Raw genomic sequence first — 15,692 nt, 5'->3', positions numbered from 1 at the left:
TCATTGTCCCAATTGTATAGGTCCATCTGGGGCAAAAATGTCAGGAGCACCACAATGAGCGTCGACAAGAAACAAGTGCGCGTGCGCATCGAGAGTGAGTCCGCCCAGCAAAAGATCGTCCAGAATGTGGACGGTGAGCTGTACTCCAAAGGCGACCATTACTATGTGAGATATGCCGAACCGGACCCGGAAATGGGCCGAACGATGACAACGCTCCGTTTGGATCCCCGCTCCGTGCGGATTATCCGGCATGGGGATGTAGCTTCAGAACAGATGTTCACTGCAGGCGAGGAGCATGTCAGTCCATACGCGACAGCACACGGCACATTAGAGATTAAAACCCGGACAGATCAGCTGCATTTTCAATTGTCGGAAGGCTTGGGAACGGTGCGCTGGACATACCGGCTCACCGTCAGCGGAGAGGATGCGGGATTGTATTCGTTAACTTTAACTATTCAGGAGGCTCACCCGGAATGAGTGTATTGGAGCAAATGAAAGAGAAGGTCAAGTCGGCCATAGCCGAAGCAGTTATAAAAGCGGGTATAGTGGAAGAAGACCAGTTGCCGGAAATTATTCTGGAGGTTCCCAAGGAGAGGCAGCACGGTGATTTTGCCACCAACATTGCCATGCAGCTGACCAGAATCGCCAAGAAAAATCCGAGACAGCTCGCCGAGCAGCTGGTTGCTGCCATCGACCGTGAATCGGCGCGCATTACGAATATTGAGGTAGCGGGTCCCGGCTTTATCAACTTCACGGTGGATAAATCCTACCTGTACGACGTAATCGGCGAAGTGGCGGCGCAAGGGGAAGACTACGGGCGGGTTTCGCTGGGGGATGGCAGGAAGGTCCAGGTGGAGTTCGTCAGCGCCAATCCTACAGGCTCGCTTCATTTAGGGCACGCCCGCGGGGCGGCTGTAGGCGACGCTTTGTGCAACGTGCTTTCTTTTGCCGGCTACGATGTGACAAGAGAATACTATATCAACGATGCCGGAAACCAGGTGCTGAATCTGGCCAAATCGATCGAAGCCCGCTATCTCCAGGCACTTGGCCAAGAAGTGGAAATGCCGGAGGACGGATACCACGGAGAAGACATCAAAGGGTTTGCCCAAGAGCTGATCAAAGAGCAGAGAGACCGCTTGCTTTCGATGCCGGTGGAAGAAAGGATTTCCTTCTTCAGGCAGTACGGCTTGCAAAAAGAACTCGATAAAATCAAAAGAGACCTGGCTCGGTTCGGTGTAAGGTTTGACGAGTGGTTCAGCGAAACCTCGCTTTATGAGCAGGACAAGACCGGAGAGATTCTGCAGCTGCTAAAAGAAAGAGGGCAAATCTTCGAAGTCGACGGAGCCGTTTGGCTGCGCACCACCGATTACGGGGACGACAAAGACCGAGTTCTGATCAAAAACGACGGCAGCTTCACCTATCTGACGCCGGATATCGCTTACCACAAAAATAAATACGAGCGCGGCTACGACCAAATGATCAATATTTGGGGAGCCGACCATCACGGATATATTCCGCGGATGAAAGCGGCTATGTCGGCGCTGGGCTATGACGCGGACAAATTGACGGTGCTCATCGCCCAGATGGTGAGCCTGTTCCAGGACGGCGAGAAGGTCAAGATGTCCAAACGGACCGGCAAAGCCGTAACGATGGAGGACTTAATGGATGAGGTCGGTGTCGACGCCATCCGTTATTTCTTCACGATGCGCTCGATGGACTCTCACCTGGACTTCGATATGGACCTGGCAATTTCCAAGTCCAACGAGAATCCGGTGTTCTATGTCCAATACGCCCATGCCCGGATTTGCAGCATCTTCCGCCAGGCGGAAGAACAGGGAATCACTCTGCCGGATGTCCCCGGCGTGGATCTGTCCGCCTTGCAGTCGGAAGCGGAGTTCGATCTGCTGCGTAAGCTGGGCGAACTGCCGGAAGAGGTGGCTGTCGCCGCGGAACAATACGCTCCGCACCGTTTGATCCGCTATGTGTATGAGCTGGCGGGACAATTCCACAGCTATTACAAGGCGGAACGGGTCATCATAGAAGACGAGAAGGCGATGCTTGCCCGCCTGGCTCTGCTGGATGCCGTGCGCGTCGTAATCGCGGGCGTTCTGCGCCTCGTCGGCGTATCGGCTCCGGACCGTATGTAGAACGCGCGCCCTGGACGGTGCCTGTACGCCATGCGGGGCGTGCTAATTAAAGCTTGCCGCCCTAACCGGAGCGGGTGCGGGAGCCGAAGCCCGATACAGAGCCCGAGCCGGACACCGCGTTCACCGCGCGTTTGGCATGAATGCCTCCTGGTCCCTTGACGCGGCCTTTGATCAGGGGGGTGGCTGTTTTCATTAGGATTTGCTTGATCTTAAACGGCTTCAGCCCAGGTTTCACGGCCAGCATAAGCGCCACGACCCCTGACACATGGGATGTGGCCATGGAAGTGCCGCTAAGCTCGTTGTACCTCCCGCCCAGCCAGGTGGAGAGGATTTTTTCGCCGGGTGCATAAATATCGATTCGTCTGCCTCTGTTGCTGAAAGGGGCTATTTTACTGTTCCTGGTGATGGCTCCGACAGAGATGACCTTCGGCAAACGGGCGGGATAGTCCACGCTGCCTTTCATGCTGTCATTCCCGGAAGAAGCGATAATGACAGCGCCGGACTGGTAAGCGCTGGTTACGGCGATATCGAGAAGATTGCTGTAGGTTTTCATGCCGAAGCTCATGTTGATGATGTTCACGCCATTCTGCACACACCAATCGATGCCCTCGATGATATCGGACACATACGCCGAACCGTGAGCGTCAAAAGCTTTCACCGGATGGATCACGGCTCTCGGCGCGACTCCGATAATTCCGCTCGCGGAGCTGTAAGCCGCTATCGTCCCCGCGATGTGCGTTCCGTGCCCGTTGTCGTCGTAGGGGAGAAGGCTTCGGTTTATAAAATTGATCCCTTTGCCTATCGCACCCCGGAGGTCCGGATGGCTGTAGTCGATCCCGGTATCGACCACCCCCACCTTGATCCGGCTGCCCATCGTCGTTTTCCACGCCTGGGGCGCCTTTATTTGCTTCACTCCCCAGGGCACCTGCTGAGTCCTTTCCGGCGTAACCTTGCCGTCCGATTGATCAGGCAGCGATAATTTCGCTTTATGGAGCTGTATTCTTGCATCTTCTTCCGCCGACTCGATAAAAGGAAATGAGAGAAGCCGTTCCGATGGCACAATAGAGCAGGCAATGGCCCGAATTAGTCCTATTTGCCTGATAGAGGGAAGAGACGTTCGCGCAGTTCCCAGGAGTTTCCAGTGCTTTATGCACTCGGCATACTCTCTTGGGCATTTAAAACGGATAATCGTATGGCCTGCCGGCTTTTTGCGTCCGTATTCTACTTGTTGTTGGAGGTATTGCAGAAATTTCGCCGAGTTCAACTGTTCATCTCCCCCAGTACAGTTGGATTATCTTGGAGTTATCATATGTAGGGGGCCGAAAGATGGATTGAGTAGGGAGCCTTTTTCCAAATAAATGGGTTGCGATTCGTGTCATTCGGCGTTCTCCAACATACGATAAATAGAGAGTTACTTGTTAGCTCTTGCTCCCACGAGGTGGCGAGTGATCGCCAAAGTGGATACAGTCGAAAGCGGAGGAAGCTTCCTTCGCTTATTTTCTGTTGGCGCAACTTTGGGATTGGATTCCGGGGCTCGGACGATTCTTGCTTTTTTATTTAAAATAGGTTTTACTTGGAGATACTGGATATGGTATAAAATATACATTATGTATGAAAATGTCCGAAGGGATGTGCCGAGATCTTATGAGTTCCGAATACGCACTTAAAATATCAGCAGAGCAGGCCAAAGAAATGCCGATGGTGGACCTGGCCTTCGAGCTGTTGAAATCAGCGAACACGCCATTCTACTACCGTGATTTGATGAATGAGATCGCCAAAATCAAAGGCCTTTCGGACCAAGAAGTCATGCAGGTGATTGCTCAACTATATACTGAAATCAATATTGACGGCCGTTTCGCGTGCGTAGGCTCCAACCTTTGGGGCTTGAAGCGCTGGTATCCCGTGGAGAAATCCGACGACACCGTCGGCAACGCCAAGCGTCCGCGCATTATTAATGACGAAGACGACGATCTGGACGAGGATATCTTCTCCGAAGAAGAGGACACGTTCAGCGAAGAGGATTATGATACGTTCGACAAGCCCCGGGATGAGGATGCCGAGGACGATGCGGATACGGATACGGAGGATGACGAATTCTTCGAAGAGGAAGATATCGAGGAAGAGGCAATCGAAGCGTCCGAAATCGATGAAGAAGTTGACGGTTTGGGAGACGATGATGACAAGGATTCCGAAGGCGACGACGATTACGACGATGAAGATTTGGACGACGACGAGAAGAAATAAAACAATTCCATCAAAAGGTTGACAGCACGATGCCTACAGAGTAAACTATTGCATGGGCTATTGAAACCATGTAAATATTTATTGAAATCAAAGTGCCCCGTGTCCTGCGGGTGTCACTTTTTTTGTTTTTTCAGGGTAGTTTTGAAGGTTCCCGTACAAGCTAAACAAACCAGGTTTATACTAAGAGGGGAGTTACATATGACCAAATATATTTTCGTGACAGGCGGAGTGGTGTCCTCATTGGGCAAAGGAATAACAGCGGCGTCTCTTGGAAGGCTGCTTAAAAATAGAGGGTTAAAGGTTACCATCCAGAAGTTCGATCCTTACATTAACGTAGACCCGGGAACGATGAGTCCCTATCAGCACGGAGAGGTGTTTGTAACCGATGACGGCGCCGAGACGGATCTCGACCTGGGCCACTACGAGCGGTTTATCGACATTAATCTGTCCAAGAACAGCAACGTAACCACAGGCAAGATCTATTCCTCCGTTATTAAAAAAGAGCGCCGCGGCGAATATTTGGGCGGCACCGTTCAGGTGATTCCCCATATTACGAACGAAATAAAGGAACGTGTTTTCCGCGCGGGCAAGGAAGCCGGTTCCGATGTGGTCATTACGGAGATCGGAGGCACGGTGGGTGATATCGAAAGCCTGCCTTTCCTTGAAGCCATCCGCCAAATCAAAAGCGACATCGGCCGCGAGAATGTTATGTACATTCATGTGACTTTGATTCCATACCTGAAAGCAGCGGGAGAGGTCAAAACAAAGCCGACCCAGCACAGCGTCAAAGAGCTTCGCAGTCTTGGGATTCAACCGCATGTGATCGTGTGCCGCACGGAGCAGCCGCTGCAGGAGGACATGAAGCGCAAAATCGCGCTGTTCTGCGATATCGATTCCAACGCAGTAATCGAATGCAACGATGTCGATACGTTGTATGCGGTGCCTACCATGCTAAAAGAGCAGGGTTTGGACGAGATTGTCGTCAATCATTTGAGGCTGGAAACGAATCCTTTGGATATGACCGAGTGGGACAGCCTGGTGGATAAAGTCAGGAGCCTGAATGGGACAACCGAAATTGCCATCGTCGGTAAATACGTTGCTCTTCACGACGCTTATTTAAGCATAGTAGAGGCGTTGGGACATGCCGGCATCGATAGCAACACGGAAATCAAAATCCGCTGGGTCAACGCGGAAGAAGTGTACGACCACAACGTGGAGGAGCTGCTGCATGGAGTGGACGGCATTCTCGTACCCGGGGGCTTCGGAGACCGCGGTATCGAGGGGAAAGTATCGGCGATCCGCTACGCCCGCGAGAAGGGTATTCCATTCTTCGGCATTTGCCTCGGCATGCAGGTAGCCGTTGTGGAATACGCGCGTTCGGTTCTGAACCTGGAAGGAGCCAATTCCTCCGAGATCAATCCGGTAACCTCCTATCCGGTCATCGATCTGCTGCCGGAACAGAAGGATATCGAGAACCTGGGCGGTACGATGAGACTGGGCTTGTATCCGTGCAAGCTGGCTGAAGGCTCACTGGCTGAACAATGCTATGCCGACGAGCTCGTCTATGAGCGCCACAGGCACCGGTATGAGTTCAACAACGAATACAGGGAAACGATCGAAGCGGCCGGCCTGATAATTTCGGGAACCTCGCCGGATGGCAGACTGGTCGAGATTGTGGAGCTTCCCGGACATCCTTGGTTCCTGGCGGTCCAGTTCCATCCGGAATTCACTTCCAGGCCGAACCGTCCTCAGCCCTTGTTCCGCGAATTTGTCAAAGCGGCCTTCCAGCAAAAAGGTAAAAAGTAAATTTTAGCTAAAAATTGTTAATTTTAAAATTTCTTGCAGGAAAATCCCGAAAAACATCGAACTACTACCAACACATGAAATAAAAAAGTACGGTATTCGGGAGGATTACGGTGAAGAAAAAACTGCTGATTGTTGATGACCAGAATGGAATCCGCGTGCTCCTTATGGAGGTTTTTAACAGCGAGGGGTATGAAACTTACGAAGCCTCTAACGGCAAGCTCGCGCTGGAGATCGTCAAACAAGTGTCTCCGGACCTGGTGCTGCTGGATATGAAAATTCCCGGAATGGACGGATTGGATATTTTAAAGCACGTCAAAAGTATAGATCCTTCGATCAAAGTGATAATGATGACCGCATACGGAGAACTCGATATGATCAAAGAAGCGACGGACTTGGGGGCCATATCCCATTTTACGAAACCGTTCGATATCGACGAACTTCGGTCAGCCGTAAATCAACAGCTCAAAAACGACCCGCGCGGCGGGATGGTGATAGGATCCTGATGATTCAGGATTCTTTTTTTGCATTTCTTCGAGGAGCGGTTACTCCAAACCCGGGATGGGGAAAATGAGAGTGGAACAAATAAAATACAAGCGGATTCCGCCTTTCATTACAATTGATGAATGATTGTGGTATAATATCACAGTGCGATTGAATGACAGGCTATTAGAGGAGGATTCACAGTATGCCATTGGTTTCTATGAACGAGTTTTTACCCAAAGCAAAAGCGAATAAATTCGCCGTTGGCCAGTTTAACATGAACAACCTTGAGTTTGCTCAAGCGATTGTCGAAGCTGCGATGGAATTGAAGTCGCCTTTTATTTACGGGGTAAGCGAAGGCGCTTTGAAGTATATGGGCATCGAGTTTACGGTAGCGATCGCCGAAGCGGCGGCTAAGAAGTCAGGACTGCCGATTGCTCTGCATCTGGACCACGGCAGCAGCTTTGAAGTGGCAATGCAGTGTATCCGCGCCGGATTCAGCTCCGTTATGTTCGACGGATCCCACTATTCCTTCGAGGAGAACATCCGCTTGACCAAAGAAGTGGTCAAAGCCGCTCACGCGATGGGCGTATCCGTTGAAGGCGAGCTGGGCACAATCGGCGGAGTCGAAGACGACATCTCGGTTGACGAAGCCAATGCAAGCCTGGCCAAGCCGGAAGAAGCCATCCGCTTCTACGAAGAGACCGGAGTGGACTGCCTGGCGATTGCTGTGGGTACAGCGCATGGAATGTATGCAGGGGAACCGAACATCCATTTCGATATTATTCAAGCCGTCTCCGGCAAAATTCCGGTTCCGGTAGTTCTGCACGGCGGATCCGGAGTACCGGACGAAATGATTAAGAAATCCATTCAAGCCGGCGTCGGCAAGATCAACGTCAACACGGAGAATCAGGTCGCTTGTACGGACGCAATCCGCGAAGTGCTGAACAAAGACTCCAAGGTGTATGATCCTCGTAAATATCTCACTCCCGCCCGCAAGGCCATGGTTGAAGTAGTTAAATCCAAAATCCAACTATTCGGCAGCTCAAATCAAGCCTGAATTGAATACGGGGGAAATCATTTACTATGATTTCCCTCCCTATCTTCTTTGTCGCAGCGTCAGCAGCTTTATGTTTGCACCCAAGTTTGGCCTAATGTAGGAGGAAGAGTAACGTATGGAGAAGTTGATGGTCGCAGGAGGACGTCCGCTTCGCGGAACGGTTCAGATTAGCGGCGCAAAGAACAGCGCGGTTGCCTTGATTCCCGCAGCAATTCTTTCGGAGACAGTCGTCGTACTGGACAATTTGCCCCAGATCAGCGATGTGGGCATTTACACGGAAATACTGACGGATTTAGGCGGAGTGGTGGAGTGGCAGGGCGATCAGATGAAGATCGATCCGAGCAGGATGAAATCCATTCCTATGCCTAACGGGAATGTGAAGAAGCTAAGGGCTTCCTATTATTTGATGGGAGCTTTATTGGGTAGATTTGGCGAAGCCACCATCGGTTTGCCCGGCGGCTGTGATTTTGAACCTCGTCCGATCGATCAGCATATCAAAGGTTTTGAAGCTTTGGGAGCTATAGTAAGCAACGAGCAGGGTTGTATTCGCATAAGCGCCAAAGAGTTAACCGGCGCCAAGATTTATTTGGATGTCGTCAGTGTAGGAGCTACCATTAATATCATGTTAGCGGCTTCGCGCGCTAAAGGTCTGACTACTATTGAAAACGCGGCCAAAGAGCCTGAAATTATAGATGTTGCTACACTATTGAATTCCATGGGTGCCCGCATCAAAGGCGCAGGTACGGAAACCATCCGTATAGAAGGCGTAGATTCCATGCAGGGCTGCCGCCATTCTATTATACCCGACCGGATTCAGGCGGGAACTTATATGATTGCAGCCGCCGCGACCTGCGGGGATGTAGTCGTCGATAACGTGATACCGAAGCATATGGAAGCTGTTACCGCTAAACTTCAGGAAATGGGCGTACATATCTACGAAATGGATGAGTCCATCAGAGTGGTGGGACAGCCCGAATATGGAAGTGTTGACGTTAAAGCTTTGGTGTATCCCGGTTTTGCCACAGATCTTCAGTCCCCGATGTCCAGCTTGTTGACGCAGGCCAGGGGGGTCAGCATTCTGACGGATTATATTTACGGCAACCGTTTCAAGCATATACCCGAATTGGTAAGAATGGGCGGCAATATCAAAGTGGAAGGCCGTTCCGCTGTCATAGAATACAGCCAATTGAACGCCGCCAAAGTGAGGGCGACCGATCTGCGGGCGGGCGCGGCGCTCGTGGTCGCCGGTTTGGCAGTGCCTTCGGGCGTTACCGAAATAACAGGCGTGGAGTACATCGACCGCGGATATGACAATTTGGTTGATAATTTGACTGCGCTCGGCGCGGAAGTATGGAGAGAGCGAGATTAGGCAATAGATAGAATCACAGGAACTGCAGACGGCTGTTCTAAATTATAAAGTGTGGTGGTTAAATAGATGGATATGCACCTGGCGCAGCTGGAAGCGCTGAAATTGACCGAATTATATCAACTGGCTAAAAAGCATCAAATCCCCTATTACGGAAAAATGAACAAAAAAGAACTCATATTTGCGATTTTACGGGCTCAAGCCGAGCAAGGCGGGCTTATGTTTATGCAGGGCGTGCTCGATGTACTCCCGGAAGGATTCGGTTTTCTGCGGCCGATCAACTATCTGCCCAGCTCGGAAGATATTTATATATCCGCTTCGCAAATCCGCAGATTCGATTTAAGGTCCGGCGACATGGTATCGGGTAAATGCCGGCCACCCAAGGAGAACGAGAGATATTTCGGGCTTCTTCATGTGGAAGCGGTCAACGGAGAACCTCCGGAAACGGCGTCCGAAAGACTTCATTTTCCTGCACTTACTCCTCTTTATCCGCAAAAGAGAGTGGTTTTGGAATCTTCCCCATCCCAATTGTCCACCCGAATTATGGATCTGATGTCTCCCGTAGGGCTTGGGCAGCGCGGATTGATCGTGGCTCCGCCCAAAGCGGGAAAAACCCTTCTTCTGAAAGAAATAGCCAACAGCATTTCCACTAATTATCCGGAAATCGAGCTTTTCGTGCTGCTTATTGACGAACGCCCTGAAGAAGTGACGGATATGCAGCGCAGCGTCAATGGGGAAGTCGTGGCTTCTACTTTTGACGAGCTGCCCGAGAATCATATCAAAGTGGCTGAGCTTGTCCTGGAACGGGCACAGCGCCTCGTTGAGCATAAGAAGGATGTCGTAATCCTGATGGATTCCATCACCCGTCTGGCACGGGCCTACAACCTGGTGATCCCGCCATCCGGGCGTACGCTCTCCGGCGGTATCGACCCCGGCGCCTTCCATCGTCCCAAGCGTTTCTTCGGAGCGGCCAGGAACATCGAAGAAGGCGGTTCGCTCACCATTCTGGCCACCGCTTTGGTGGAGACCGGATCCCGTATGGACGATGTCATCTATGAAGAGTTTAAAGGAACCGGAAACCTCGAGCTTCATCTGGACCGCAGGCTAGCCGAACGCCGTATTTTCCCGTCCATCGATATTCGCCGGTCGGGAACGCGCAGGGAAGAAATGCTTTTAAGCAAGGAAGAGCTGGATAAGGTTTGGGCACTGCGCAAGAGCATGAACGATTCCCATGAATATATAGAAGCGTTTATTAAGAAAATCGGTGAAACGAAAACGAACGTGGAGTTTTTGGAAACTTTGGACTCTGCGAATGGTTCGAACGGAACGAACAACCCGAAGAAATTGAAGAACTCCGCTTCTTAAGTCAAAGGAGCTGAAAACATATGAATTTGGTCTACTCGGATGCCGAAGGCAAAGTATATGACCATTCGGAATTGCTCGGCTTGGGCCGGAATGCCGAAATGATAACTGAAATTTTGGAAGACGAGCTGATTCCCTTGCCGGAAGGAGCCACTTTGGTGAGTCTGCCTTTTACCCGGCCGGTAGGAATGGACCCGGACAACGGGGAGATGAAGCTCTTTCCCGGCGATTACCATGCCGTAGGCGCTTTGCTCCCCCAAGGCTACACCCGGCTGCTGCTGCCTGGTTATATCAAATCGGACAAAGCGCAGCTGCTCCCGCTGTTCGGTTACACAGCCGTTGTATGGAAGGACGGGGGGTTCCATGTGGCTGCGCGTCTCAGTGACGACCCTCACCCCTGGAACCCTGCTGGCTGCGACCCGGATGTGCTCGAAGTTCGGGTGAAGCAGCTTCTCGCCAAGTATCCGCAGAATCGATTGTTTGAACACCTTTCCAATTGCGCGTTGGGGTATGAATGCTTGACCGCATCCAACACGTTTTTGAACCGATGGGAGGGGGCTGTCCCGGTCTCTTATTCCTGCAATGCCGGCTGTCACGGTTGTATTTCCGAACAACCGGACGACAGCGGCTTCGTCGCCCCGCAGACGCGGATGAACTTCAGGCCCCATGTGGATGAGATTGTCGAGATTATGCTCGAGCATTTATCCACGCCCGAGAGCATCATCTCTTTCGGCCAAGGCTGTGAAGGGGAACCTTCGACTCAAGCCTCGCTTATCATAGAGGCGATGCGTAAGGTTAGACAGCAGACGAAGCTTGGCTATATCAATATCAATACGAATGCGGGACTTTCAGATCATATCAGAGGCATTGTGGACGCCGGGCTGGATTTGATGCGGGTGAGCACGATCAGCGCCATGGACGGCCATTACAACGCCTATTATAAACCCCGCGGCTATACGCTCAAGAATGTGGAGAAGTCTTTAAAATACGCAGCGGACCAAGGGGTCTACACTTCCATCAACTATTTGATCTTTCCCGGTGTAACCGACCGCGAGGAAGAAGTGGAAGCGATGATCGAATTTTGCAGAAGGACCAACCTGAAGCTGATTCAACTGCGCAATCTGAACATCGATCCCGAAAGCTATCTGGGCATTATCCCTAAAGCCCAAGGAGAACTGCTGGGCATGAAGCAGGCGATTGAGATATTTACGCAGGAGCTGCCGGATGTCGTAATCGGTTCTTACACTCATGTTCCCCCGGTGGGGGAAAGAAGATTCCCTGCACCCGGAATCTAAGGAATAAGTTATTGCTTTTCTGATGGTAATGGTGATATAATGTTGCCATGTGTCGACATAACTCTGGATCTGCATACAGAACCAGGGCGGAAAGAGGTGAAGGAAATGAAAGAAGCTATTCATCCCAAGTACCACTTGACTACGGTGACTTGCGCTTGCGGCAACACATTTGAAGCGGGTTCCGTCAAGCCCAACCTGAAAGTTGAAGTTTGCTCGAACTGCCACCCGTTCTTCACTGGTAAGCAGAAGTTTATGGATGTGGGCGGTCGTGTGGATCGTTTCAAGAAGAAGTACGGAATCTAATTTCCGTTTTCCTGCAGTTGAACAGCATAAAACCACCTTCTTTATCTATCGTTTCGATGGAGTAAAGGAGGTTTTTTGCTGCGCGTCCCGGCAAACTAGCAATTTATCCCTCCAAGTTGATATTTCGCGCATTATCGGATATACTTATCTCTACCGTGCTAGATGGGGAGGTAGCGGTGCCCTGTAACCCGCAATCCGCTGTAGCGGGGTTGAATTCCTGTTAGAGGTCTTGTCAGTGTGAGGCCTGGTATTTACACGTGGTGTTGACAGTCGGGTCCTCCGCAATGGACGCCAACGAACCCGGTCAGGTCCGGAAGGAAGCAGCCGTAAGTAGGATGTTCCATGTGCCGGAGGGTGGCCTAACCGAGCTAACGGTGAAGGTGCCGCTTGGACTGTAAGATCAATAACAGGTGCACGATACATACTGCATGAGAAACACGCGTTAGTGGATTTTGTTCCAACGCGTGTTTTTTTGTATAGAATTATGCGAAGCAATTTCTGTGGATGAAGGGGGCTCCCCCAAAAGTACTCGGAAGAGGCTTCGAAGGTTTGCCTCACTTTTGGGGGATTTCTTCTCAAGTTTTTCGGGCTTGCGGGATACGTAGAATTTAGAAAAACCTGGGAGGACGTATTATTGGAAGGAAAATGGGAGTGGAGGGAGAATTGTATTAGGAATCTATAAACTGTCTGAGGTGATAGGATGCTTCCAATGAACTCAATGCTTGAAATTTCCCTGCAGGAAGTTGAGCGCTATTTGTATTATGAACATCAACCGATGATCGTTTTGGATTCGGAAGAGAGGATCGTGTTCTGCTGTTCCAATTTCGTCAAATGGACGGGGCAGAGCAGAAAAGAGCTGACGGGCCGATCGGTCGCCGGGTATATCAGATTTCATGAGCCGCTGGTTTCGTTATATAATCGTTTCTTTCAAATCGGCGAAAGCAGCGGACAGATTCCTCCTTTGGAAGTGCTGCAGGGCCCGTCTCCAAGAATCGTGAAGAACTACATTGTATTAGGCTTCCAAATACAGTCCGAACCCCATTTTCTTTTAATTCTGAGGGGAGCCGAGTACAACGTGCTGCAGCGGTTCGCGGGAACTTTTTTGCGAGATGTGAATTTGGGTGTGCTTTTGATCGATCCTGATTTTCATCTTGTGGATATCAGTGAAATGGCCTGCAGAGTGCTGGGTCTGGACAAAAGCAGCATCCTTAATCGATCAATGGACGAGATTTTCGCTTCCGTGCCGAATGAACATAGAATCGTGCAGCGTACGCTGCTTGACGGCCAAGTCGTGAGAAACCAGGCGGTTTCCTGGACGAACAATACGGAGAGATACGAGCTTCTGCTGGATTCCAATGTGCTGAGAAATCAGGACGGAGAGATTGTCGGCGCGTATGTTATGTTTAAAGATGTGACGAATTTGCGTTCCCTGGAGCAGCAGGTGCAGAGGAGCGATAAACTGGCGATGATAGGACAGATTGCGGCGGGAACCGCCCATGAAATACGTAACCCGCTGACGTCCATAAAAGGTTTTCTGCAAATGTTCCGCAATACTTTTACGGAGAAGGGGATGGATAAAGAGAGAACCTATACTCAGGTGATGCTCGATGAAATTGACAGGATCAATGAGCTTCTCAATGAATTTTTGCTGCTCAGCAAGCCTAAGCACATCTCTTTTGAGCAGGTTGATGTATCGAAGGTGCTTCAGGGTATCCTCCCGCTCATCAATAACGAGGCCATTCTGCACAAAGTGAGCGTCAATTACGAACCTGAGTCTCCTTCCGCGCACATTATCGCCGATAAAGAAATGCTCAAGCAGGTGTTTTTGAATCTCTGCAAGAATGGGATTGAAGCGATGTCCGAAGGCGGGACGCTTAGTATTACTGAAAAAGCCGACTATTCCGAGCGGTGGTTGTACATCGATATCCACGACACGGGTCCGGGTATTCCGGTTTTTCTGATTGATAAAATATTCGACCCTTTTTTTACGACAAAAGAAAATGGCACCGGGCTGGGCTTATCGGTGTGCCAAAGAATCATCCACGATATAGGCGGATGGATCCGCGTGTCTTCCAAAGGTTTTGGGACGACGTTTACCGTGGGCCTGCCGCTACCTTAGCATCCTGACTCCTTTCGGAATCGTTTCCGGCAAGGAGTTTTAATTTTTGACTTACTTCATTCCTGCATAGGGTTATAGTATAATAAAATTATTATTACCTGAAGTTTAGAGAGGGTTGTTATGGCACAACATATAGCTTTATACCGCATGTGGAGGCCTCAATCCTTCAGGGAGATTGCCGGCCAGAAGCATATTATACAGACACTGCAGAATTCGCTTCGGGAGGGGAGGTCTTCTCACGCTTACCTTTTTAGCGGTCCCAGAGGAACGGGAAAGACGACTGCCGCCAAAATTTTGGCAAAGGCGGTTAACTGCGAGAAAGGGCCTGCGGCCGAGCCCTGCAATGAATGCGCTGTATGTCAAAGAATTACAGAAGGCACGGTTGTGGACGTGGTAGAGATTGACGCGGCCTCCAACCGGGGCGTGGATGAGATCCGCGATATCCGCGACAAGGTGAAATATGCGCCCACCGAAGTGAGGCGGAAGATCTACATCATTGACGAAGTACACATGCTGACAACGGAAGCGTTCAATGCGCTGCTGAAGACCTTGGAGGAGCCTCCTGAGCATGTGATGTTTATTCTTGCAACGACAGAGCCCCACAAAATCCCCGCCACCATCATTTCGAGATGCCAGCGCTTCGACTTCCGCAGAGTGTCGCTTGGCGAGCAGATGGCAAGACTTGAGCATATATGCGGCGAAGAAAACATTCAAGTGGATGAAGACGCGCTGCAATATATTGCGAGGCTGTCGGATGGCGGAATGAGGGATGCCCTCAGCCTACTGGACCAGATTGTTTCCTATTCAGGCACCAGGGTCAGCTACGGCGACGTCATCGCGGTAACCGGCGGCCTGGCCTCGGAGCAGTTCGGAAAGCTCGCGCAAGCGATCAAGGAAGGGAATGCCGGGGATGCTTTGGACTTGATCGATGCTTTCATGCAGGAAGGAAAGAGCGCCGAGAAGTGTATTGAAAGCCTGGTCCAGTATTTAAGGGACATCCTGATGGTACGCATGATTCCCCATTCCAAGGCGGTCACGGAGCGGATCTTTCACACCGACGAGTATGTACGCATATCCGATGGGTTTACCAAAGACAAATTGTTCTATATGATTGAGATGCTGACCGCTTATCAAGCGGATATGAAATATTCATCGCAGCCGCAAACTTTGCTTGAGATTGCCGTCATTAAATTGTGCGGCGATGCTCCTGCCCCGGCGTCCGCCGCCGTACCCTACGAAGCGGCGTCCGAGAATTCCCAAGAAATCCTGGCCCCCCTGCTTAGAAGGATTGAGAAGCTTGAAGAGAAGCTCGCCCACCTGTCGCAAGGGGCGGCTGCGCAGGAGCCTGCTAATGCGAGAACTTCCGCCGCATCCAACGGCCGCGCCGTATCTTCCGCTGTCGGCAGAAGATCGGGCGTAAAGCTTGACCATTTTGTGCAGTCTAAGGATGAGACGCTGACCCGGTCGGTGGTCAACAAGTGGAGCACGGTGTTGGCGCAAGTGAAGGAAA

The 15,692-nt window shown here is 51.0% G+C and carries 13 protein-coding genes and 1 other RNA gene (1 of these 14 cut by a window edge); 13 read left to right on the top strand and 1 reads right to left on the bottom strand.

Going from position 1 to position 15,692, the window contains the following annotated elements:
* Positions 1 to 54 precede the first annotated feature (54 nt).
* On the top strand, positions 55 to 477 hold the full coding sequence (locus ACZ5N7_RS14015; RefSeq protein WP_464654995.1) for a YwiB family protein: 423 nt from the start codon (positions 55 to 57) through the stop codon (positions 475 to 477).
* Entirely contained in the window at positions 474 to 2,147 is a 1,674-nt protein-coding gene (gene argS, locus ACZ5N7_RS14010) for an arginine--tRNA ligase (protein ID WP_464654993.1), read from the top strand. Before ACZ5N7_RS14015 ends, argS begins: the two co-directional genes overlap by 4 nt.
* A 61-nt stretch (positions 2,148 to 2,208) precedes the next feature.
* On the opposite strand, the gene ACZ5N7_RS14005 is transcribed toward argS, so the two are convergent.
* Positions 2,209 to 3,411 (bottom strand): S8 family peptidase, encoded by a 1,203-nt coding sequence (locus ACZ5N7_RS14005; RefSeq protein ID WP_464654991.1) that lies wholly within the window; start codon positions 3,409 to 3,411, stop codon positions 2,209 to 2,211.
* A 380-nt stretch (positions 3,412 to 3,791) separates the two neighbouring features.
* On the opposite strand from ACZ5N7_RS14005, the gene rpoE reads away from it, so the two are divergent.
* From rpoE to dnaX, 11 genes are all read left to right on the top strand, one after another.
* Positions 3,792 to 4,391, top strand: a complete 600-nt coding sequence (gene rpoE / locus ACZ5N7_RS14000) for a DNA-directed RNA polymerase subunit delta (protein ID WP_464654990.1) — start codon at positions 3,792 to 3,794, stop codon at positions 4,389 to 4,391.
* A 198-nt stretch (positions 4,392 to 4,589) separates the two neighbouring features.
* Positions 4,590 to 6,197, top strand: coding sequence for a CTP synthase (locus tag ACZ5N7_RS13995; protein WP_464654989.1), 1,608 nt, complete (start codon positions 4,590 to 4,592; stop codon positions 6,195 to 6,197).
* A 110-nt stretch (positions 6,198 to 6,307) separates the two neighbouring features.
* Positions 6,308 to 6,700 (top strand): response regulator, encoded by a 393-nt coding sequence (locus ACZ5N7_RS13990; RefSeq protein WP_464654988.1) that lies wholly within the window; start codon positions 6,308 to 6,310, stop codon positions 6,698 to 6,700.
* Between the two features lie 182 nt (positions 6,701 to 6,882).
* Positions 6,883 to 7,737 (top strand): class II fructose-1,6-bisphosphate aldolase, encoded by an 855-nt coding sequence (gene fba / locus ACZ5N7_RS13985; RefSeq protein ID WP_464654986.1) that lies wholly within the window; start codon positions 6,883 to 6,885, stop codon positions 7,735 to 7,737.
* Between the two features lie 115 nt (positions 7,738 to 7,852).
* The gene (locus tag ACZ5N7_RS13980; protein WP_464654984.1) at positions 7,853 to 9,106 is read left to right on the top strand and encodes a UDP-N-acetylglucosamine 1-carboxyvinyltransferase; all 1,254 of its coding nucleotides are present in this window, start codon (positions 7,853 to 7,855) and stop codon (positions 9,104 to 9,106) included.
* Positions 9,107 to 9,172: 66 nt separating this feature from the next.
* The gene (rho, locus tag ACZ5N7_RS13975) at positions 9,173 to 10,468 is read left to right on the top strand and encodes a transcription termination factor Rho (protein WP_464654982.1); all 1,296 of its coding nucleotides are present in this window, start codon (positions 9,173 to 9,175) and stop codon (positions 10,466 to 10,468) included.
* Between the two features lie 20 nt (positions 10,469 to 10,488).
* Entirely contained in the window at positions 10,489 to 11,760 is a 1,272-nt protein-coding gene (locus ACZ5N7_RS13970) for a radical SAM family protein (RefSeq protein ID WP_464654981.1), read from the top strand.
* Positions 11,761 to 11,865: 105 nt separating this feature from the next.
* Positions 11,866 to 12,063, top strand: coding sequence for a 50S ribosomal protein L31 (rpmE, locus tag ACZ5N7_RS13965; protein WP_464654979.1), 198 nt, complete (start codon positions 11,866 to 11,868; stop codon positions 12,061 to 12,063).
* A 153-nt stretch (positions 12,064 to 12,216) separates the two neighbouring features.
* An RNA gene (gene ffs, locus ACZ5N7_RS13960) (signal recognition particle sRNA large type) lies at positions 12,217 to 12,481 on the top strand.
* A 300-nt stretch (positions 12,482 to 12,781) separates the two neighbouring features.
* Entirely contained in the window at positions 12,782 to 14,182 is a 1,401-nt protein-coding gene (locus tag ACZ5N7_RS13955) for an ATP-binding protein (protein WP_464659276.1), read from the top strand.
* 120 nt (positions 14,183 to 14,302) lie between these two features.
* Positions 14,303 to 15,692, top strand: the 5' portion of a protein-coding gene (dnaX, locus tag ACZ5N7_RS13950; protein ID WP_464654977.1) for a DNA polymerase III subunit gamma/tau. It continues 347 nt past the right edge of the window; 1,390 of the gene's 1,737 nt are visible here — the first part of the coding sequence; it begins with the start codon at positions 14,303 to 14,305; the stop codon falls past the right edge of the window.

This window comes from Paenibacillus sp. JCM 18996 (genome assembly GCF_055392555.1).
Note: the sequence above shows the minus strand (reverse complement) of the source record. Positions and strands in the feature narration are given on the sequence as shown.

What these genes read in the sequence shown, in the direction of transcription:
- ACZ5N7_RS13955 (WP_464659276.1), top strand. Translation starts at nt 12,782, where the DNA reads ATGCTTGAAATTTCCCTGCAGGAAGTTGAGCGCTATTTGTATTATGAA.
- ACZ5N7_RS13980 (WP_464654984.1), top strand. Translation starts at nt 7,853, where the DNA reads ATGGAGAAGTTGATGGTCGCAGGAGGACGTCCGCTTCGCGGAACGGTT.
- fba (WP_464654986.1), top strand. Translation starts at nt 6,883, where the DNA reads ATGCCATTGGTTTCTATGAACGAGTTTTTACCCAAAGCAAAAGCGAAT.
- rpmE (WP_464654979.1), top strand. Translation starts at nt 11,866, where the DNA reads ATGAAAGAAGCTATTCATCCCAAGTACCACTTGACTACGGTGACTTGC.
- argS (WP_464654993.1), top strand. Translation starts at nt 474, where the DNA reads ATGAGTGTATTGGAGCAAATGAAAGAGAAGGTCAAGTCGGCCATAGCC.
- ACZ5N7_RS13995 (WP_464654989.1), top strand. Translation starts at nt 4,590, where the DNA reads ATGACCAAATATATTTTCGTGACAGGCGGAGTGGTGTCCTCATTGGGC.
- rpoE (WP_464654990.1), top strand. Translation starts at nt 3,792, where the DNA reads ATGAGTTCCGAATACGCACTTAAAATATCAGCAGAGCAGGCCAAAGAA.
- ACZ5N7_RS14015 (WP_464654995.1), top strand. Translation starts at nt 55, where the DNA reads ATGAGCGTCGACAAGAAACAAGTGCGCGTGCGCATCGAGAGTGAGTCC.
- ACZ5N7_RS13970 (WP_464654981.1), top strand. Translation starts at nt 10,489, where the DNA reads ATGAATTTGGTCTACTCGGATGCCGAAGGCAAAGTATATGACCATTCG.
- rho (WP_464654982.1), top strand. Translation starts at nt 9,173, where the DNA reads ATGGATATGCACCTGGCGCAGCTGGAAGCGCTGAAATTGACCGAATTA.